Origin of the sequence: Butyricicoccus sp. AM27-36, from assembly GCF_003480945.1 — a bacterium.
GTDB classification, from domain to species: domain Bacteria; phylum Bacillota; class Clostridia; order Oscillospirales; family Butyricicoccaceae; genus Agathobaculum; species Agathobaculum butyriciproducens.
In genome coordinates this window covers 13710-34627 of sequence record NZ_QUJR01000002.1, presented here as the reverse complement: position 1 = coordinate 34627, position 20918 = coordinate 13710, and the positions used below count along the sequence as shown (strand labels likewise).

Here is a 20918-nt window from a genome sequence, read left to right as displayed (position 1 = left end):
TGATGAAATCCGTTTCCCGCGTATTGCGCCGCTGCCCGCCGCATGATAAGATAATGCCGCAGCTCTCATGCAAAGAGAATCATCGTTTCATGGCACAGACCAAACACAAGGGCGGTCTGGCGGACAAGCTGATTTTATTCGCGCTGCAGCTTGGTGTGGCCGGTGTGCCGATTGCGACCGCTATCTCCAATGTGCTGAGCGCAGGCATGGTTCTCACTCACCTTGCCCGCCGGAATGACGATTTTGCGTTACAATTAAGGCAACACCCGACAGGAATATCCTATCGGGTGTTTTTCTATGTCTAAGAGAGATTTTATCGCAGGTTCGGTGTTGAACACGCGGATATCCATCCGTTCACCTTTTGGGTCAACGCGCCAAGTCTGAGACGCACCCTTCTTCTCAACGGCAGCACTGCGAATCGGCCTGTCTACGTTCTTTTCTCCGAAAGTCATGGTAAATTTTCCTCTGCCGTTCCCTATATGGAAGCGGTCGCCGGTCTCTGACCTGCGCCAGACTAAGAAATAACGGAACCGGGATTCACAAGGGCGGAAACCTTGTTGTCCACCCTTGTGCCCCTGCCGGACAGGCAAGAGACCGCGATACCTTATCGCATAATAAGATACACCGTATAGACAGCATACATTGCCACCATGGCGATACCCGGCACACGTCCGAGCTTGCCCTTGCGCGCCGGCAGATAAAATACCGCGCTGATGGCAATCAGGAACAGGCAGTCAACGATAGAGGTCGCCTGCACCGGAATCGGCGTGATAACCGACGAAACGCCGAGAATCAGGAAAATATTAAACAGGTTCGAGCCGATAACATTGCCCATTGCAATGTCGTTCTGTCCCTTGCGTGCAGCCACGATGGAAGTGACAAGCTCAGGCAGACTGGTGCCCATGGCCACAATGGTCAGACCGATGAGCGTTTCACTCAGGCCGAACATACGCGCAATACCGGTCGCGCCGTTTACGGCCAGCTGACCGCCGATCACGATGCACGCCAGACCGAGCAGGATATTCACCCAGATCATCGCAGTGGACATGGGTGCTTCCGCTGCCTCGGCCTCAGCTTCTGCTGCTGCGGCAGCAAGCTGCTCGCGGTTCTGCAGTGCGGTGCGGATCTGGTGCGTCAGAATGAATGCGAATATAATCAGCAGTACAACGCCTTCCCAACGGGCGATGGTCAGGTCGGGTGCGATGGCGCCCAACAGCAGTACAGACGCGAGAATGGACAGCGGCCAGTCACGGCGGAGCAGCGTTTTATCCATCACAAGCGGACAGACAGCGGCGGACAGACCGGCCACCACCAGCAGATTAAAAATGTTCGAGCCGACAACATTGCCGACCGCAATCTCGTTTGCACCGCGCAGGGCCGCGGTGACACTGACCGCCAGCTCCGGCATGGATGTGCCGAACGCAACGATGGTCAGACCGATCAGCAGCGGTGATACGCCCAGCTTGCGCGCCAGTGCGGATGCACCCGCAACAAACTTATCCGCACCCCAGATCATAAGTGCAAAGCCAATCACCAGAAATACAAATGACAGCATACAGTTTCCTCCTTCGTTTCCGGAAAATCTCGGGCAGCACCGCTCCATCACGGCAATGCCCTTGTCCCCAACAGTGTACATGCTTACGCGGGAGTTTTCGCTCGATTTCCGGCTGCAGAGCACAAAAAAAGACTTTTACCGCATACTGCGGTAAAAGTCTTGCTGCTTACGGCTCGGTACGGATTGACTTTTCGTCAATCGGGCTTGTCGGCACCGACCACGCGCTCTTGCGTGAGCTACTCCCTTTTACAGTAACTATCATATGGGAAAAAAAGCGATTAGTCAAGCCGAACTTGTGGAACTGTACACAATCTTTACGGGACAACCCCTTATAGCAGTTCAGACAAATACTGCAACAAGTGCGCGCATACAGCACGCAAATAGCATCGTCAATTTCATTCGCCATGCGCCCAGCATGGCTTCATAAAATTTCCTTGCTCTTTGCGCGCTTTATACGCTACTTTTGCCGCATTATTTATCTAAACTGCTATAATTCACGAAAAAATCTTTACAAGTCCCTCGTGAACCTATATACTATAAGGTACTGAAATTTTGAACAATCTGAAAGTGAAGGAGCATTTTCATGCTGGAATTTGAGGAATACAAGGTCAAGCTGAACAACCTCAAGCCCGAGCTTGAGGAGCTGTACACCTCGCTCGGTCTGGAGCAGGCGAAGCGTGAGGTAGAGGAGCTGGAGATCAAGTCCTCTCAGCCGGGTTTCTGGGATAATCCGGAGGAGAGCCAGAAGATCGTCTCCCGCATGGGCTCGCTCAAGGGCAAGGTTGAAGCGTACAATAAGATGACCGAGCTGTGCGATGACCTGCTCACCATCTGCGAAATGGCGATTGAAGAAAACGACGAATCCATGCTTGAGGAGCTGGAAAGCGGCTACAAGGAGCTGGAAGACGGCATTGCCGAGCAGAAGCTGCGCACACTGCTGACCGGCGAGTACGACAGCCACAACGCGCTCGTATCCTTCCACGCCGGTGCCGGCGGCACCGAGGCGCAGGACTGGTGCGCGATGCTGTACCGCATGTACACCCGCTGGGCAGAGCGTCACGGCTTTACCTATAAGATCATGGACTACCAGGATGGCGATACCGCGGGTATCAAGTCCGCCGATATTCTCATTGAGGGTGAAAACGCCTATGGCTTCCTCAAGGGTGAAAACGGCGTACACCGTCTGGTCCGTATCTCTCCGTTTGATGCATCCGGCCGCCGTCAGACCTCGTTCTCGGCGGTAGAGGTCGTTCCGGATATTCCGGATACCTCCACGGACTTTGAGATCAAGCCGGATGATTACGAAATGCAGGTTTACCGTTCGTCCGGTGCAGGCGGTCAGCACATCAATAAGACCTCGTCTGCGGTTCGACTGATTCACAAGGCAACCGGCATTGTTGTAGCCTGCCAGACCGAGCGAAGCCAGCTTCAGAACAAGGAAAACTGCCTGCGCATGCTGCGTTCCAAGCTGGTTGAGATCAAGGAGCGTGAGCATCTTGAGAAAATCTCGGACATCAAGGGCGTTCAGCAGAAGATTGAATGGGGCAGCCAGATTCGCTCCTACGTTTTCATGCCGTATACGCTCGCCAAGGATACGCGTACCGGCTTTGAAAATGCCAATATCAACGCTGTAATGGATGGCGATATTGACGGTTTTATCAACGCATACCTGTCTGCACTCGCTACCGGCGTGTGGGAAGGCAGTAAGGGCGGTAATATGTAATTTACCGCACTTCGCGTTACCGCCGTACCCACGGCGGTGAGCACAAGGATGGACACCAAGGTTTCCACCCTTGTGAATCCCGTTTCCTTTATTTCTTAGTCTGGCGCAGACCAGAGACCGGCGACCGCTTCGAAAAAGAGGAACGACAGAGGATTTTTCCTCTCATAAGGACGGACCTACTTCGGGTCCGTCCTTTTCTTTTACCTATTCGCAGTTCGGTTACCCTACTGCTACACATACGGTTCAGTCTACGCTGAGTGCGGCATAACAGTGCCGCACGATTCGTTAGCGCGTTATAACAGACAGCACCTGCGAAGATAAATTGTGCCAAACAGACAGATTCGCAGGTGCCTTCCGGTATAACGTGCCCAAAAATTGCGCGACACGGTTATGTCGCGCCTGCGTAGATGAAACCGTATGCGTAGCAGTACGCTATCTGACACTGCGAATAGGTCGAGACATGGGAGCACACTGTGCTCCCCTACGGTAGAAAAAATCCTCTGCCGTTCCCCCATAGTCTCAGCTCTCTGGCAGGCAGACGCTAAGAGGAAACGGGGAGATTCACAAGAGGGGTGGAAACCTTGGTGTCCATCCCTCTTGTGCGCCCGCGCGGCGTCAGCGCACGTTCCCGCGCTCCGCAGAGCGCAACTCCCCCGCTTGATACAAGCGAAAAACTCCCCGCCCGTTAGGAACGAACACGCTCACGCAGTTCGTGCTCCCCGCACAGTCGGTGCTGAAAAGGTTCCACCCAGAAAATCCCGCTTGCTGAAATTACCATTTTGACAAATCCCGCGCATTCCGCGTGATACAATAACACTCCGCGGCACCGGCATGGAGTCATCTAATTATCCACAAGTCTGTGGATAAATCCGTGCAAAATCACGCCGCAACGGAGGAGTTTTTACGCAGACAGCAGTTTTCACCGCAGCGGCTAAAATAAACGCGCTTCCGCTGCGATTTTACCCGTTGCGCAACAATATCGCGCTGTGCACGCTTGGTGCGGACGAACGGCCGCTGACCGGTCACGACGAAGTCACCTCGGTGGACCGCAGTCTGGTGCTGAGCAGCACCGCCGTCCATCTCGGTGAGCACGGCAGCATCCACGACCTCGCCGAAAGCGAAATCTACCGCTGGGCCAACGTGCGCGGCTACGTTGCACTGCACCGCACCCAGCCCATCTATCTTAGCGAAAACCGCTGCATGATGCACCTGCGGCTGACCGGTGTGCGGCTCGGCATGGAGCAGGTGGTAGTCTACACCCGGCTTTCCGGCGGCATGGCGCGTGTTGACCGCCTGTGGCATCCCCTGTCCGAACAGGAAAACGACCCGTCCGCCGCCGTGTTTGCCGCCACAGCCGCCGCTTTAACAGCCTTATAATATCAGCAATTTGCTTATTCACAAAAAATTTATTTATATCCTGTCCACTTTATGCTATAATATTATTGTATATGTAACAAATGGGGCTATTGCGCCCTTTTGAAAGGCTGAAGAAAAGTAATGGCTAATTTTTTGACCAAGATTTTCGGCACGCACTCGTCGCACGAGCTGAAAAAGATCTACCCCATTGCGGATAAAGTGGACGCACTCGAAGAGCAGTTCAAAAAGCTGACCGACGACGAGCTGCGCGCCAAGACAGACGAATTCAAGCAGCGCTACCAGAACGGCGAAACGCTCGACCAGCTTTTGCCGGAGGCATTTGCCACCTGCCGTGAAGCCGCATGGCGCGTACTCGGTATGCGTCATTACCGTGTACAGGTCATCGGCGGTATCGTGCTGCATCAGGGCCGTATCGCAGAGATGAAGACCGGTGAAGGCAAGACCCTTGTGGCTACCCTTCCCGCTTATCTGAACGCACTGACCGGCAAGGGTGTACACATTGTCACCGTCAACGACTACCTCGCCAAGCGAGACAGTGAGTGGATGGGCAAGGTATACCGCTTCCTCGGCCTCAAGGTTGGCCTTGTCATTCACGAGGTCCCGCCGCAGGCCCGCAAGGCGATGTACGCCGCTGATATCACCTACGGCACGAACAATGAGTTCGGTTTCGACTACCTGCGCGACAACATGGCGATCTACAAAAATGCAATGGTTCAGCGTGACCATGCGTTCGCCATCGTCGATGAGGTTGACTCCATCCTGATTGATGAGGCGCGTACGCCGCTGATCATTTCCGGTCAGGGCGAGAAGTCCTCTCAGCTGTACGAGATTGCTGACCGCTTTGCCGCTCAGCTTTCCTGCCTGCGCGTCAAGGAAGTGGATGCCAAGGAGGAGCAGGACGACATCGATGCCGATTACATCGTCGATGAAAAGGCCAAGACCGCGACGCTGACCCCGCACGGTCAGAAGCGCGCCGAGGCTTACTTTAAGGTAGAAAACCTGTCCGACCCCGCGAATACCACGCTGCAGCACCACATCAATCAGGCCATCAAGGCACGCGGCGTTATGCAGCGCGATGTAGATTACGTTGTCCGTGACGGTCAGGTCATCATTGTTGATGAGTTTACCGGCCGTCTGATGTTCGGCCGCCGCTACAACGAGGGTCTGCATCAGGCGATCGAGGCCAAGGAAGGCGTAAAGGTCGAGCACGAGAGCAAGACGCTGGCAACCATCACCTTCCAGAACTACTTCCGTCTGTACGGCAAGCTGTCCGGCATGACCGGTACCGCGCTGACCGAGGAGGAGGAGTTCCGCCACACCTATCAGTTGGACGTTATCGAAATCCCGACCAACAAGCCGATCGCCCGTAAGGACAATCCGGATGCGGTTTACAAGAACGAACGCGGCAAGATCATGGCGACCATTGCCCGCATTGAGCAGTGCCACGCAAAGGGTCAGCCAATTCTGGTCGGCACGGTTTCCATCGAAAAATCCGAGGAACTGAGCAAGATCCTGAAGGCCAAGGGCATCAAGCACACCGTCCTGAACGCAAAGTATCACGAGCGCGAGGCAGAGATCGTTGCACAGGCCGGCAAGCCGGGCGCAGTTACCATTGCAACCAACATGGCAGGCCGCGGTACCGATATCATGCTCGGCGGCAACGCCGAGACCATGGCGCTGGATGAAATTAAGAAGTATCTCCGTCACGAGGTCGAGGACCGTGTGCAGAAGGGCGAGATGGACGAGCGCGTTGCGCACGACTACATCGACCACATGATCTACGAGGCAAACGGCCATGCCGACACCGACAACCAGGAGGTTCTCGCTATCCGTGCCAAGTTTGAGGAGCTGTACAGAAAGTTCAAGACCGAGACCGACGCGGCAGCCGAAAAGGTTCGTGCGGCAGGCGGTCTGTATATCCTCGGCACCGAGCGTCATGAATCCCGCCGAATCGACAACCAGCTGCGCGGCCGTGCCGGCCGTCAGGGCGACCCCGGCGAATCCAGCTTCTACATTTCGCTGGAGGATGACCTCATGCGTCTGTTCGGCTCCGAGCGTATCCAGAATATGATGGACACCCTCGGCATTGCCGATGACGAGCCGATCGACCAGAAGATTCTGTCCGGCGCGATCGAAAATGCTCAGAAGAAGATCGAATCCCGCAACTTCGGCGTTCGTAAGCACGTCCTTGAGTATGACGATGTGCTGAACACCCAGCGTCAGACCATCTACGCACAGCGTCTGCAGGTGCTCGAGGGCAAGGACGTTAAGGACAACATTGTCAAAATGATCGACGATACCATCGCCCATGCGGTGCATGCTGCCATCGGCGAACACAGCCTGATTTCGACCGAAATGGTTGAACAGGCGCGCCGTCCGTTCATCGGCGTATTCCTCCGTCCGGAGGACTGCACCTTCACGCCCGAGGAGTGCGATGACCTGACCGCTGACCAGCTGACCAACATTCTGTCCGATCAGGCGCACAAGGTCTACGAGGCCAAGGAGCAGGCCCTCGGCTCGCCTATCATGCGTGAGCTGGAGCGCGTTGTACTGCTCAAGAACGTAGACAGCAAGTGGATGGACCACATCGACGCAATGACCGAACTGCGAAACGGCATCGGTCTGCGTGCATACGGTCAGTACGATCCGGTTGTCGAGTACAAGCGCGAGGGCTTTGATATGTTCGACGCGATGATCGATTCCATCCGTGAGGATACCGTCCGCATGATTTTCCTTGCACAGGTTCGCACCCGTGAGGAACCCAAGCGTGAGCAGGTAGCCAAGGAGACCGGCGCAGCAGGCGCAACCGACGGCTCTGTCAAGGCAGAGCCCAAGCGTGCCGGCAAGAAGCCGGGCCCGAATGATCCGTGCCCGTGCGGCAGCGGCAAGAAGTATAAGAAATGCTGCTACCTCAAGCCGGACGACCCGTATAAATAAAACAAAAAGGACGCAATTTTGAACAGCACCCCATTTGTTAGACAGTGTGATATACTATCTAATAGATGGGGTGATTTTAATGTCAAAAGGAGTACCGAACAAACGATACACACCAGAATTCAAGAAACTGGTGGTCGAAACGATGCTCAATGAGAAACGGATGCTCCGAGAGAAAAGCATCCGGCAGAGCATGAGCCGAAAGGGCAACTGTTTAGACAACGCTGTGATTGAGAATTTTTTCGGGCTGCTCAAGAGCAAACTGCTGTATTTGCAAAAATTTCAGTCCATGGAGCACTTCAAGCAGGAACTCATTGACTATCCGGACTACTACAACAACCGCAGAATCAAGGCAAAATCGAAGGGCTTGCTGCCTGCGGTTCACAGACAACAAGCCCTTTCGGCAGCTTGAATAATTTTTACTTTGAAAGATTGTCTAACTTTTTTGGGGCAGTTCATTTTCGTCTCTTGCTTTTTCATTTTTCTATTCTGAATACGTTAGAAACCCGGTTGCAGCTTAATGTGCACCCGGGTTTCTCGACAAACTGAGACGCGGCGCATATTGCGCCGCGTCTTTAGTAGGGGGTCGTTTTTTAATAAGAAGAAGAGAGGTTATTTTGCTGCCAGTGCGGACGAGGTGTATTCATCCATATTATCAGCGTTCAGAGTGGTCATAGAAACGTTTACAAAATTCTTGGTCGGTGCATTATCCATGAATTCCAGCTCATCGGTGGTACCATCTACCATATGGCGCATCATATCAAGTGCAGTGGTTGCTTCCAGATCCGGGTCCTGATACAGATCGCAGTATTCGGTGCCTTCCTTGATCCAGTCGCTGCTGGAGGCAGAGATACCGCCAAGGATAAAGTTGGTGTTGTTCAGGCCGAGAGCCTTCATGCTTTCTACGATGCCCTGCGTCTGCATGGAGCTCTGGGTTGCTACGCCGTCAAAGCCATCAACACCGTACTTCTGAATCCAGTCCTCGAAAATGCTCTGTGCAAGGGTTGCTTCGTTGCGCTCTACATAGTTTACTTCCAGAATCTCAACATCCGGGCGATTGGCTGCGAACCAATCCTGCAAGCCTTTCAGACGGCCTGCGGCGTTATCCTGACCATACGGCAGACAGATAACACAGATTTTCGCGTCATCCTTCAAGCCGGGAGACATGGATTCTGCCAGCTGAGCACCGATTGCTTCCTCCGAGCTGCCTGCGTAGCAGAAATCAAGATCCTTACTGGAGTCTGAAAGCTGCGGTACGATGTTGACAAAGCCAACCTTAACATCCTTCTGCTGGAACTGCATCAGCATATCCGGCACGGAAAACAGCGGCTGACAGAGAATCGCATCGATATTCTTCTGCGCCAGTGCTTCAGTGGCTTCAATATAACCGGTAACATCCATCATACCATTCGGGCTGGCATTCAGTGCTTCAACCTCAAAGCCATATTCCGGACCGTGCTCAACGATTGCGTCATTCAAGCGTTTGCAGTAATCGTCACTCCATGCAGCGGAGATATAACCCAGCTTGTTGAGCTTCTCGCCGCCGTCCGCGCTGTCACCGCCGCCGGAGGAGGAGCCGCCTCGCCCGCATGCTGCCATGGTCACTGCTACACTTGCTGCCAGTAAAGTCGCCAGTAATCTCTTTTTCATTCGTTTTTCCTCCAGTCTCTTTCTCCTTTGTTCTTTTCCTATCACAAAATCCAGCGTTGCGGCTTAGCGCTTCTTCGTGGATTTCATAATCGCATTGCGGGTAAATACGTCAAGCAGTACCGCAACCAGAATAACAATACCCTTTACAACCTGCTGCCAGAATGCGTTAACGCTGCACAGGTTCATTACATTGTTGATGATACCTACAACATAGATACCGACGATGGACATTGCCACATTGCCGATACCGCCTGCCATGCTGGTGCCGCCGAGTACGCTGCCGATGATGGCTTCAAACTCGAAGTTCACGCCGCCTGCCGGCAGACCACTGTTGGTACGGCCTGCATACAGAATACCGGCAAAGGCACACATCAGACCCATGATAATGTAGTTAACAAACACTTGACGCTTTACGTTGATACCGGATGCACTTGCCGCTTCCGGGTTACCGCCGATGGCGTACAGATAGCGGCCGTGCGAAGTGCGGGTCATAACGAACAGCATGATTGCGGTTGCAACCAGTACAACGATCAGCAGCATGGGGAAGCCGCCGACATTGCCCTGACCGAGAAATACGACCGAATCGCTGACACCGTAGACCGGTGCGCCGCCTGCCACCAGATAAGCCAGACCGCGGACGGTCATCTGCGTCGCGAGCGTTACGATGAAGGGCATAAGACCGATGTAGCTTGCGAAGTAGCCATTGATTGCGCCGATGATCATGCCGCAAAGGATAGCGGAAACAACGGCCATCAGTGTACTGTTGGTCTGTGCGTAAATAACCGCAACGATAACGCTGCAGAATGCTACGTTGGAACCGGCGGAAAGGTCAACGCCGCCGCCGATCAGCAGACGGGTCATGCCCAGTGCGATGATCGCGTATACGCCGACATTTCGCGCCACACTCATCAGGTTGGAGCCGGTGAGGAACTCCGGCGAAAGAATGGTGCCTACGATCAAGCTGAGGATCAGAATCAGCACAACACCGAATTTACTGTATAGTTCCGCAATAGATGCGCCTTTGAAGATACTCTCTTTTCCTTTTTTCATTTTTGAACCTCCGATGCCAGAGTCATGATCTTTTCCTGCGTAATGCCGTCTTCTTTATGCAGGCAGCCGTTGATCTGTCCCTCACACATGACCATCACGCGGTCGGACAGGTTGATGACTTCCTCCATTTCGGACGAAACAAGAATTACGCCTACCCCTTGCTTTGCCAGATCAATAATGATGTTGTAAATCTCCCATTTTGCACCGATATCGATACCTCGGGTCGGTTCATCGAGGATGAGAACTTTGGGATCCATCAGCAGCCACTTGCACAGGATCAGCTTCTGCTGATTGCCGCCGGACAGGAAGTTAGCCATCGTGGACAGCGAACTGGTCTTAACCGACAGACGCTTGGAAGCAGAATCTGCGATTTCGTGCTCTTTCTTTACATCCAGGATACCGCCCTTGGAACGACGGTACAGCGACGGCAGCATGATGTTCTCCTCTACCGAGCGGCAGAGCACCAGACCGTCGTCCTTACGGCTTTCGGTCGCCATTACAATATCGTGCTTAATGGCATCGCGTACACAGCGGATTTTGATTTGCTGACCTTCTAAGTATATCTCGCCGGACTCACATGGATCAAGTCCGAAAATCGAACGCATGGTCTCGGTACGGCCGGCGCCAACGATACCAGCGAAGCCGAGGATTTCGCCCTTGTGCAGCTGGAAGGAGATGTCCTTTACCTTGGCACCGTTATTGAGGTTTTTGACCTCCAGCAGAACATCGCCGTAGCCGATGTCCTTGGGCGGGAACAGGTTGGTCATTTCGCGGCCTACCATCATCTTGATCAGTTCGGGACGGCTGAGTTCACCAATCGGCTTGGCGCCGATATACTGACCATCACGGAGGACGGTAACTTCATCTGCGATGGTGTATACCTCATCCAGCTTGTGCGTGATGATAATAATGGTGATGTTTTCACGCTTGAGAGCACGGATGAAGTCGTACAGCATCTCAATCTCGTTCTGCGAGATTGAGGAAGTAGGTTCGTCCATGATAACAAGCTGTGCGTTAAACGAGATAGCCTTGATGATTTCGATCATCTGAATATCTGCAGTTTTGAGCATCTTGATCTTGGTGCGAGGATTGTAATTGAGTCCCCAGCGGTCAAAGATCTTCTGGCAAGAGTCGTACATGGTTTTCCAGTCGATCGCACCCGCTCTGGTTTTCGGATAGCGGCCGACGAATACGTTTTCCGCAATGGAAAGTTCCTTGATCGGGCTGAGTTCCTGATAGATCATCGAGATGCCCGCGTTTACCGCTTCCTTTACTGATTTGAAGTGGACTTCCTGTCCGTTAAACAGGATCGTACCGCTGTCAGGAGGCTGTTGACCGAACAGGATTTTCATCAGTGTAGATTTGCCTGCGCCGTTTTCTCCCATTAGTGCGTGGACAGTACCCTTTTCCACTTTCAGGTTCACGCCGTCGAGGGCTTTCACACCCGGGAACGATTTCGTGATGTCCCGCATTTCCAGTATCGTGCTAATAGGAATCCCTCCAATCTTTTTCCTCTAAAAGCGCTTAGTCTGTATAAATGATCGTTCCGTCGGATTTTCGGCGGAAGTGGCAGAAAAACGTATCCCAGTAAAGCTGGGCAAATTCCGGAGTATAGGTATGCGGCGTGTCTGTGATGCCGGTGAACTTTACCAGCGGAACGCGTTCTGCGTTCACAAAGGTGCGGGTATGATACTTGCCGTTTTCACGGTCAATGCCACCTGTGCGATCGAGATCGTTCAGCTCACACATCATATCGAGAAAACGGTCGTTGATCGAGCCGCAGTCCAACTTGTCCTGATCGCCGATATCCTCGGCACCCATCATCAGCCATACCGGACGGATGATGCCATCCTTGTGGATAGTACGATCAACAGCAGTACCGTCCAATCCCATATGATAGGGTGCGCCCTGTGGTCCGAAGGCTGCAAATGCAAGCGGTCGTTCCTCCATCAGTCGCTGCGTCAGCAGAGAGCCATTGGAGTGACCGGAAACGTAAACACGTTCAGAGTCAACCGGATAGGAGTTTTTAACACTGCTCAGTACATAGTCAATATATTTCACATCATCGGTTTGCGCGTGGATATTCAGCGCATTCCACGAAGGAAGCGGCACGGTGTGTCCACCACTGATGCCGTTATCGGGAAAAGCGGAAACATAAACCAGAAGAAACCCACGCCGTTCGGCTAACTCGTGCCAACTGCTGTTTTCTGCAAACAGTTCGCCGGTGCAGCTGTATCCATGAATGGCCAGTACCAACGGCAGCAGCTTGCCGGCACGGAGTGCCGTAGGCTCGTATACGAACCATTCGCGCTGTCTGTTGTCTATCTCGGCGGTGAAGCGGTGAAGTCTCATGTCCTGCCATGTCCGAGCGGGTCGGAAATCGCCGTTGCCGGTGCTCAACCACCGTTTAAATCGAAGCACAAATTCTGCCATGCGACGGTATTTTTCATCTGCTTCGGGATTCCATCGACCAAGTTCGGTGTGCCAGATTTCCACCATCGGCAGACCGTTCGGCTGGTCGAAATACTGCTTGAGATTTTGACGATAGATGTATGCAGCATCATTGTAAAGCTGTTCGTCGCTGACATCGGCTGCACGTTTCAGGCTGTCCAACAGAGGAGTAGCTTTTCCAATCAGCCAGGCCGGCATCGCCACATCCAGTTTGGACTTGTTTGCGTCTCGGTCAGAGCGAATGCTGCGGAGCTGTGCCATTAAATCTGGATGCAGGTCGTAGTCTCCATCCAGAGCGACAGCTGCAATCAATGCCGAGTTGAGCATGGCGTATGCTGCTGCAACGTAAGCGCCGTTTCCGAAACCCATGCAGTAGTAAGTGGCTTCGTTCATGCTGAAATACACGCGGGCAATGGATTTTTTGAAAACCGCTTCGCTATAACTGATTTCGCTTTGAACATCTTTTTTATCCCAGCCACCTGAACGGGATTCAAGTACGATCAATGCGGCATTGGTCTGCTCGGCAACCGGCTTCCAGCCGCTGTTTTCCAGATAGTCTTCGGCAGATACGTCGTCATCCGGATACAGGAAGATGCCTGCGCCCGAAATTGGATAATGCTGAGGAATATACAGAAGGAACGAACGTGCTATGCCATCTATCTCGACTTCTTGCCGGATGCTTCCGGTAAAGAAGGGCTTAGTCGGATTCTGTGAGTCAACTGCCGGATAGGAAATTGGCTCCTTATTGTCAAGAAACATATTCAGATCACCAAGGGTATATACGTTGCCGTCGATATCCAGACAATATTCACGTTTCATCGTCTTCCCTCCCGTATTTCTTTTTGATGATATAAGCATACCGGTTTCTTACCAATTTTCCAATGCGGGTATTTTTTGATTTATGGGGGTGTTTTTTCGGAGTTGGCGGAGAGACGTAAAAATCACCCCATATTTGTTCGCACAAAGAAGAACCGCCGACCGGAGGACCGATCGGCGGCAGAGAAGAGAGATGAGTCGAAAGATGCGGAGAATGATTTCAAAGTATGGTTTTGATCTTTGGATCAAAACCGGGTGCATAACGCGGCGGATCCTGTTGTGTGTCGACATCGTACAGGAATTGCAGATTAGCTGCGGCCCAAATCGGGTCATGCCGCCAGTCACCCTCTACGGCAATAGAGCCGGAGCCGAATGACTCGGCTGCGCTGCGCAGAGAGGGAGAAAGACAGGCTGCACCGTTATCCACAGCGTTATGCATAGCCTTGCGCAAGGTGGACAAATATTGTTGGGCGTCCATCATTTCTGCGTTGTGGCCAGTGAAAATGCGTTTGCATTTATTGCCTGCGGCATCAAGAAAAGCCTCCAGAGAGCGCAGACAGCTTTCCAGTGAGTATCCGCTCAGTTGGAGCCATGCACTATCCGGAATTTCACGGCGGTTGCTGCCAAACGAATCGGATGCAAACAGATCACCTGTGTTTTCATCTAAAACAACAACGCTGCCGGGGGTATGTCCGGGCGTAGCATAGATTTGCAGTACGGTGCCGCCGAGATCAAAGCGCATGCCGCCTTTCAAATCCTCAATATGGGTAAAGTCCAATCCGCAGTCCAATTGCTTCATAGATTTGTCAGCATAGGGAGCATAGACCTTACATCCATATTCAATAAATTTTCCAGCTTGAGCAACATGGTCGGGATGACCATGTGCGATGAGCAGATCGACAGGAAGACCGCCGGTAAGTGCGTGACATAGCGCCGGAAGATCACCGTCATAGTCCCAGCCGGCGTCAATCAGTGCAGCGCGTTTTTGACCTATGATGAGATACATGCGGTCGAGATCGAAATCCTCAATACGGATGAGACCGGCAACCGTATCCGACGGTTCGCGCAGCAGAGAATGGCGGAATACGCCTTTGGGGCGGCAGGCAAAACGGTAGGTGAACGCAACAGTATCGCTCGGCTGCAGACCATCTGCCTGCGCAAAAGCGCGGATGGTGACGGATTCCACTCCGTCGGTATGTTTGACCGGAATCAGACCTGCTTCTCGGTGATAGACCAGACTGTTCGATGTCGGCTCGGTGCCGTCTGTTGTGTAGCGAATTACGGCATGCGGTGCCGCGCAGGAAAGATTAACATGAAGTGTGGACAGTTCGTAAGTACCTTCCGCCGGAAAAACGGACGGGATAGCGGTTTTTCCCATAACGCAAAACTCCTTTGCCGTGTTGTAGGAGAGAAAATATCGGTGCCGATTCTCTCACTGTAACCAGTATAGCAGACTGGCAGGCAGACAGAACAGGTCGTTTTTTAGATTCACAGGGGGTATCTTTTGAACCTGCCGTAAAAATTTGAATCATAAGAAGTTTTATGGTACTTTATTATTAGAAGAAGAGAACACCCGAGCAAAGAGAGGATGGGGAATAGCCGTGTTGAGAATTATCATTGCGGATGATGAATTTGATATTGTTGAGTTATGCCGTGCGCTGATCACCTATCCCGGTGCAAAGATAGTCGGTGAAGCGTGCAATGGCATAGACCTGTTGAAAAAGATAAGAGAACTCAATCCGGATGTTGTCATTACGGATATTTGTATGCCGGGCATGACCGGACTGGAACTGATCGAACGCGCCAAACAGGAATTTCCGGCCGTAAACTTCATTGTGATGAGCGGCTATACCGAGTTCCAGTACGCGCAGACAGCACTGCGTTTCGGCGTATGGGATTACCTGCTCAAGCCGCTCAAAAAAGCCGAACTGAACCGAGCGCTCGAAAAGCTGGATCATGAACTGGGCGATCGGGCCGAGCAGCGGCAGGAGGCAGCCCGTGTACAGAATGAACTGCAGGAGAGTATGGACATCCTGCGGGAGCAATACGTGCGTACTGTATGGGAGACCGGACATACGCCGACACGTTCCCAACGGCATGGCGGTGAGTTGTTTGTGCTGGATAACGCAAAACTGCAGTGTGTGACCTTCTGCATTGACAGCAATTTTACTGCATCGTCCGATGAGGCCGGTTCACTGGTCAATCAGGTGAGCGATACGCTCGAGCACATTCGAGCGCTTGCACAGGAGCACAGCACTCTGCTATCGGCGTTTTCTGATCATCTTGATGCCGTATGCCTGCTGTCCTATTCCGCAGAGCAGGCTGAATCCGAAAGCGAGACGCTGCTCCGTGCTATTAGACAGGAGATTCGCAGCCTGAACAGCGTCAATCATCTGATCCATTTGACCGGTGCAGCAAGTAAGCTGTTGGACGGCGATACTGAAAATATTCCGACTGCGGTAGAGCAGGCGAAAACAGCGCTCAAGTGGCGTCTAGAAAAGCGGCAAAGCTCGGTACTGGTGTTCAATGAACAGACCGATGCTGCATTGCGGGAAATCGTCATGTTTTATACCGGCGAGTGGGAAAACTTGCTGAGTGATGCGGTGGAGCACATGAATACGGACAGCGCCGCTGCCCTCATTCGTCGGGTATGGAGCAAGTGGGAAAGCGAGAATATCGTACCAGGCAGCCGCTATTTTCTGCTGGAGCAGATGCTGTCCTGCCTCAATAATGCGGCAGAACAGCTGCCTCGTGATGAGCAGGCCCGGGCACCTCGGCTGCTGGAGCCGTTTGACGTACTGTGCAGCGGTTATTCCTGCGAAGAACTTGCAACACGTTTTGTGGAGCTGACAGCGCAGATGCTTGAGAACTGCCGTCAGTTTGTGCAAAATCGGGAGAATAATGTGATTCGACAGGCAAAAAACTTTGTGACACAGCATTATGCAGAGAGCATCTCTCTGGCGCAGGTAGCAAAGCATGTGTGCCTGAGCACATCGTATTTCAGCACGCTGTTCAAGACCGAGACCGGTGTTGGATTTGTCGAGTATTTGCAGCATATCCGCATTGAACAGGCGAAGAAGCTACTGAAGACCTCAAAAATGCGCATTGCAGATATTGCTGAGAAAGTAGGCTACCGCGATATCAAGTTTTTCAACAAGATTTTTGTAAAGGAAACTACGGTTACTCCGTCTGAGTACCGTAAATTCTATTCGTGAGGCTGGAAGCACCATGAAACATTGGAAAGAGATTCGCAATCAACGAAGTGTATGGCTATTTGCGGGCGGTTTTGTGCTGTTGCTGGGTGTCATGACAGGAATGCTGTGCACGCTCGGCAGACGTGGCATTATACCAATATGCGGTATCACGACAGCTCTGCTGGCGATGACCATCAGCTATACAGCGGAACTGCGGTGTAATATTGGCAGACGACGTGCGTTGGAAAATATGCTGACAGACGGCGATCCGGATTATTTTGAACCGGAGGAAAAAGACCGTCTGCTACACATGGATGATCAGGAAATGCTTGAGCAGGTGTTTGACAAACTGCATGAGGTATCTATTTCACGAGCGCTGAAGACCGAAGCCGAGTTGCACGCGCTGCAAAACCAAATCAATCCGCATTTCCTGTATAACACACTGGAAATCATCCGCAGCCGCGCTATGCGGCGAGGCAGCGAGGATGTAGCGGAGATGGCCGAAGCACTTGGCATGCTGTTCCGCTACTGCATTAACAGCCCGGGCGAACTGGCTACGCTGGCACAGGAATTGGACAATGTACATCACTATTTGCTCATTCAGCGGTATCGCTATGGCGATCGCTTCACCTATGAGGAGCATATCGAGAATGAAGACGTAATGGACAGCAGTCTGCCCGTTATGACACTGCAGCCGCTGGTGGAAAATGCGCTGTCACATGGTATTAACCGCCGGGTAGATGGCGGTAAGATCACCATGCGTGTGGAAAGTGTAGGAAGTCGTCTGCAAATTTCAGTAGAGGATAACGGTGTCGGTATTGCGGAAGATGAGCTACGTCGTGTGCGCAAAAGTTTGCGGGAACGCAGCGGCCCGATTGAACGCAGAGCAGACAGTTCTCGGTCAACAGGTATTGCGCTGCGAAATGTCAACCGCCGTATCCAGTTTTATTTTGGCATGCAGTACGGTGTGGATGTGGCCAGCACGCAGGATATCGGTACAACAGTTATCGTAACACTGCCGCAGATGAGGGGAAATTAAACCATGAAACAGGAGATTCTTTATCTGGAGCAGATTGTTACCGCACAGCCGTCTGGACAGAATCTGGAGTATGTTTCCCTGTCCCTTCGAGCGGGTGAAATACTGGGTGTTACGGGTATCAGCGAAAGCGGCGCCTCTGTGCTGGCGGATGTACTGTGCGGCAAGTTATGCCCGGCTTCGGGCACAATCTATCTGGATGGCGTTCCGGTCAGCTACCGTTCGGAGAACGAAGCCCGCAAGCTGGGAATTTACGAGATTACCCATCAAGCTTCCGTAGTGAATGGTATGACAGCGGCGGAAAATCTGGTAGTATTGCGCGGATTTTCGTGGAAAAATCTATTTTTGCACCGAAAGAATATAGATGAACTGTCCAAACAAGTGTTTGAACACTATGGCATCGGCTGTGAGCCGCACGCCCGCGGCAGCAGTCTGACAAACGAGCAGCGGCTGGAAATCTCGATCTGCCGTGCACTGTTGTGCGGCGCAAAGGTGTTGATCTGCCGAGAGGCCGGTGAGGGTCTTGACAGGGACGAACTGATACGTTTTGCCGCCTTCCTACATCAGCTGAGGGATGAAGGCGTATCGGTCATTGTATTTAATTCCAGTGTATCTAAGGTGCTGCAATATGCGAATCGTATCGCGGTGATGCGCGGCGGCATGATATGTTGGGAACGTCTGCGGAAGGATATGACGGCTTATGGTATTCATCAGCGCCTGCGTATTTCATCAACGGGGGTGTCTCCGAAGGAAAGGACCGTGCCGCGGCTGTATCTCTCGCTGCAGGAAATCTGTCTGATAGATAATGATATAGCGCCGTTTTCTGTGGATTTATACACCGGACGAGCCGCAGGAGTGCTGTGTGGCGGTTTAAATGGCAGGGGTATCATATACCGTATGTTTTCCGGGCAGGGGCAGACGGAAGGTATTGCAATGCAGGACGGCCGGATGTACCATTTAGCTGATTGGCGGCAGCGGCATGCAAATGAGATTTGCTGTATAGGACCGCGCTTTTGGGAGAAGGGCGTATTTGAGAATCTGACAGCGGCAGAGAATATCGTATTCCGGTCGATGAATCGTTTTCGTGAACGCGGTGATGTGATCAATCGTCGAATGCTGCGGTTGGCGCTACGTGATTTTGCAGCGGAGATGGGCTTTGATCCGGAAGGGTTGGACGTATATCCGCGTCACCTGTCCAGTCGTATGCGGGATCAGCTTGTGCTGCTGCGTGTCATGTTTGCACCGGTTGGTCTGCTGGTATTGGACTATCCCTTTTATACCATTGATGAGCAGATTAAAGCGGAATTGCTGCACTGTATTGCGGTACTTCGCGCACGAGGAACCGCCGTGCTGTGGAGCTCCAATGACCGCTCAGTGCTGCAGGATAACTGTGAAAGTGTTACGGTTTGTGAATAAAGCATGCTTGATAAAAAAACTGACCGTTTTTCAGCAATGTAACTAAGTTAATGTGAAAATGCCAGCACATTGAAAGAATTCAGTGTGCTGGCATCTTTGGGGTAAATATTTGAAGAAAACGCTTTACAAATAAGCTCGGGGCAGCTCTCCGGAACCAGGAGAAGAAAAATAAATATTCGCTGCCGGAACTTCTATCCGCATTAAACTGCCCGTGCAGCAGCTATTATTACAAGCAAAAGCGCGCAAAGAAGCAGGATAAATACTGCCATGTCAAAGAGAAAATCAAGGATATTTTTGAATCGAATCATTGCTGTTATGGATACCGGTGCATTCATGCTGCGCTGAAAAAAGAGGACTGACGGCTATCCGAAAAGGTAATTCGCCGCCTTATGAAGCAAGTAGGGGTGCAGGGAGCGAACAGAAAGAAGACACGCTACAGTTCCTATCGGGGAGAAATTACGCCAGCTGTCCCCAATCTTCTAAAGCGGGATTTTCACGTAAATCGTCCCAATGAAAAGTGGCTGACTGATATTACTGAATTTGCAATCCCTGCCGGTAAGGTTTATCTTTCTCCAATCATCGATTGCCTTGATGGTATGTCTGTTTGCTGGCGCATTGGCACCAGTCCGAGCGCAGAGTTGACAAATGGAATGCTAGACAAAGCGATTTATCTTCTAAAGGTCGGAGAGCATCCGATTGTCCATACGGATCGTGGATGTCACTATCGCTGACCGGGCTGGAGCAGCCGTATGGATGCAGCGTATTTGCATCGATCCATGTTCAAGAAAGGGGGCTCGCCTGATAATTCAGCCTGTGAAGGTTTCTTTGGGCGAATGAAGAACGAGATGTTTTATGGGATTTCATGGCTAAACATTTCAATAGAGGAGTTTATTCATATAGTCGAAGAATATATGGTTTGGTATCAAAAAAACAAATCAAGATTTCTCCGGGCGGGCTTAGCCCTCTGGAGTATAGACAAAAACTCGGCCTATCGGCATAGTCCAAGATTTTGTCCGCAGCCCTCAGAAAGATTACACCAGAAACCGAAAGCTATCACTCAAAAAGACCATTTCGGCTGTCTTGACATTTCGAAGCGGAACGCTGACACACGATATTAAGGATTTTTCGAACTGAGTCCGTCTGTTCCAACGTCTCCTGCATCCATTCAGCAGCGAGCTAAAATTATCCCAGAAGCGTTCGAATATCTCTTTCACAGATTTACAGCAAGCACTGACAAACATACAACCTATCGAGGACTTCGACCTCTGGCGGTCGATAGATCTGATTTGCGATGCGCAACGAATCCTGATGACCCAGATTCTTTCCCGGAGCAAGTGGGAAACTTCTTTCCGCAAATTAAAGTACATGCTGTCCTTACTTTACTTACACGCAAAAAAAGATGGACTTCATCTTTCAATAAATCTTTGCAAAACTGATGATATACAATTTCTATCAACCAATTACCCGTTCTACCGTCATTGAATCGGCAAAAAGAAATACACCTATAAGGTCAATTTCTCTGATGCTGCACATATTTGTCTGCAACTTTCCCTCGGCAGAGTCCGTCCACCAGAGCTTGAATCTTTGCTTATGAGATTCACTTCGCCTATTCGCCCGGGTCGAAAAGATACTCGTAAGACACGACAGAAATCTGCTGTCAACCTCATCTACAGAGCAGCATAATTCTTTTCTTTTGAATAGTCTTTTAAGCGGATT

The 20918-nt window shown here is 51.8% G+C and carries 15 protein-coding genes and 1 pseudogene; 10 read left to right on the top strand and 6 right to left on the bottom strand.

The features are described from left to right. Positions 1-89: 89 nt before the first annotated feature. Positions 90-305, top strand: a complete 216-nt coding sequence (locus DW724_RS03805) for a hypothetical protein (protein WP_147358635.1) — start codon at positions 90-92, stop codon at positions 303-305. A gap of 299 nt (positions 306-604) precedes the next feature. On the opposite strand, the gene DW724_RS03800 is transcribed toward DW724_RS03805, so the two are convergent. Next, entirely contained in the window at positions 605-1555 is a 951-nt protein-coding gene (locus DW724_RS03800; RefSeq protein WP_118760733.1) for a calcium/sodium antiporter, read from the bottom strand. A gap of 583 nt (positions 1556-2138) precedes the next feature. Here DW724_RS03800 and prfB point away from each other — a divergent pair. The 4 genes and pseudogenes from prfB to DW724_RS03780 all read left to right on the top strand — a co-directional run. Then, complete coding sequence (gene prfB, locus DW724_RS03795) at positions 2139-3278, top strand: peptide chain release factor 2 (RefSeq protein ID WP_110435513.1); 1140 nt, start codon at positions 2139-2141, stop codon at positions 3276-3278. 966 nt (positions 3279-4244) lie between these two features. Beyond that, a complete protein-coding gene (locus tag DW724_RS03790) occupies positions 4245-4655 on the top strand; it encodes a hypothetical protein (protein WP_147358634.1) in 411 nt (136 codons plus the stop codon). 120 nt (positions 4656-4775) lie between these two features. Continuing rightward, positions 4776-7592: a preprotein translocase subunit SecA gene (secA, locus tag DW724_RS03785; protein WP_118760732.1), complete on the top strand. Its 2817-nt coding sequence runs from the start codon at positions 4776-4778 to the stop codon at positions 7590-7592. 160 nt (positions 7593-7752) lie between these two features. After that, a pseudogene (locus DW724_RS03780) lies at positions 7753-8001 on the top strand (IS3 family transposase); the annotation flags it as partial. A gap of 200 nt (positions 8002-8201) precedes the next feature. Here the strand turns inward: DW724_RS03780 and DW724_RS03775 are convergent. The 5 genes from DW724_RS03775 to DW724_RS03755 all read right to left on the bottom strand — a co-directional run bounded on the left by DW724_RS03775 (position 8202) and on the right by DW724_RS03755 (position 14934). After that, positions 8202-9239: a sugar ABC transporter substrate-binding protein gene (locus DW724_RS03775; RefSeq protein WP_118760731.1), complete on the bottom strand. Its 1038-nt coding sequence runs from the start codon at positions 9237-9239 to the stop codon at positions 8202-8204. Positions 9240-9302: 63 nt separating this feature from the next. Continuing rightward, the gene (locus DW724_RS03770) at positions 9303-10289 is read right to left on the bottom strand and encodes an ABC transporter permease (RefSeq protein ID WP_118760730.1); all 987 of its coding nucleotides are present in this window, start codon (positions 10287-10289) and stop codon (positions 9303-9305) included. After that, complete coding sequence (locus tag DW724_RS03765; RefSeq protein ID WP_116705233.1) at positions 10286-11761, bottom strand: sugar ABC transporter ATP-binding protein; 1476 nt, start codon at positions 11759-11761, stop codon at positions 10286-10288. Before DW724_RS03765 ends, DW724_RS03770 begins: the two co-directional genes overlap by 4 nt. Positions 11762-11813: 52 nt before the next feature. Next, entirely contained in the window at positions 11814-13559 is a 1746-nt protein-coding gene (locus DW724_RS03760) for a PHB depolymerase family esterase (protein WP_158580207.1), read from the bottom strand. A 217-nt stretch (positions 13560-13776) separates the two neighbouring features. Further along, complete coding sequence (locus tag DW724_RS03755; protein WP_118760728.1) at positions 13777-14934, bottom strand: MBL fold metallo-hydrolase; 1158 nt, start codon at positions 14932-14934, stop codon at positions 13777-13779. 223 nt (positions 14935-15157) lie between these two features. On the opposite strand from DW724_RS03755, the gene DW724_RS03750 reads away from it, so the two are divergent. From DW724_RS03750 to DW724_RS16360, 5 genes are all read left to right on the top strand, one after another. Next, positions 15158-16771, top strand: a complete 1614-nt coding sequence (locus DW724_RS03750; RefSeq protein ID WP_158580206.1) for a response regulator — start codon at positions 15158-15160, stop codon at positions 16769-16771. A gap of 13 nt (positions 16772-16784) precedes the next feature. After that, on the top strand, positions 16785-17789 hold the full coding sequence (locus tag DW724_RS03745) for a sensor histidine kinase (RefSeq protein WP_118760726.1): 1005 nt from the start codon (positions 16785-16787) through the stop codon (positions 17787-17789). A gap of 3 nt (positions 17790-17792) precedes the next feature. Further along, positions 17793-19202: an ATP-binding cassette domain-containing protein gene (locus DW724_RS03740; protein ID WP_118760725.1), complete on the top strand. Its 1410-nt coding sequence runs from the start codon at positions 17793-17795 to the stop codon at positions 19200-19202. Between the two features lie 389 nt (positions 19203-19591). Next, positions 19592-19933 carry a DDE-type integrase/transposase/recombinase gene (locus DW724_RS03735; RefSeq protein WP_118760724.1) on the top strand — a complete coding sequence of 114 codons (342 nt, stop codon included), beginning with the start codon at positions 19592-19594 and terminating at the stop codon, positions 19931-19933. Between the two features lie 18 nt (positions 19934-19951). Continuing rightward, entirely contained in the window at positions 19952-20320 is a 369-nt protein-coding gene (locus DW724_RS16360) for an IS3 family transposase (protein WP_118760723.1), read from the top strand. Positions 20321-20918 lie beyond the last annotated feature (598 nt).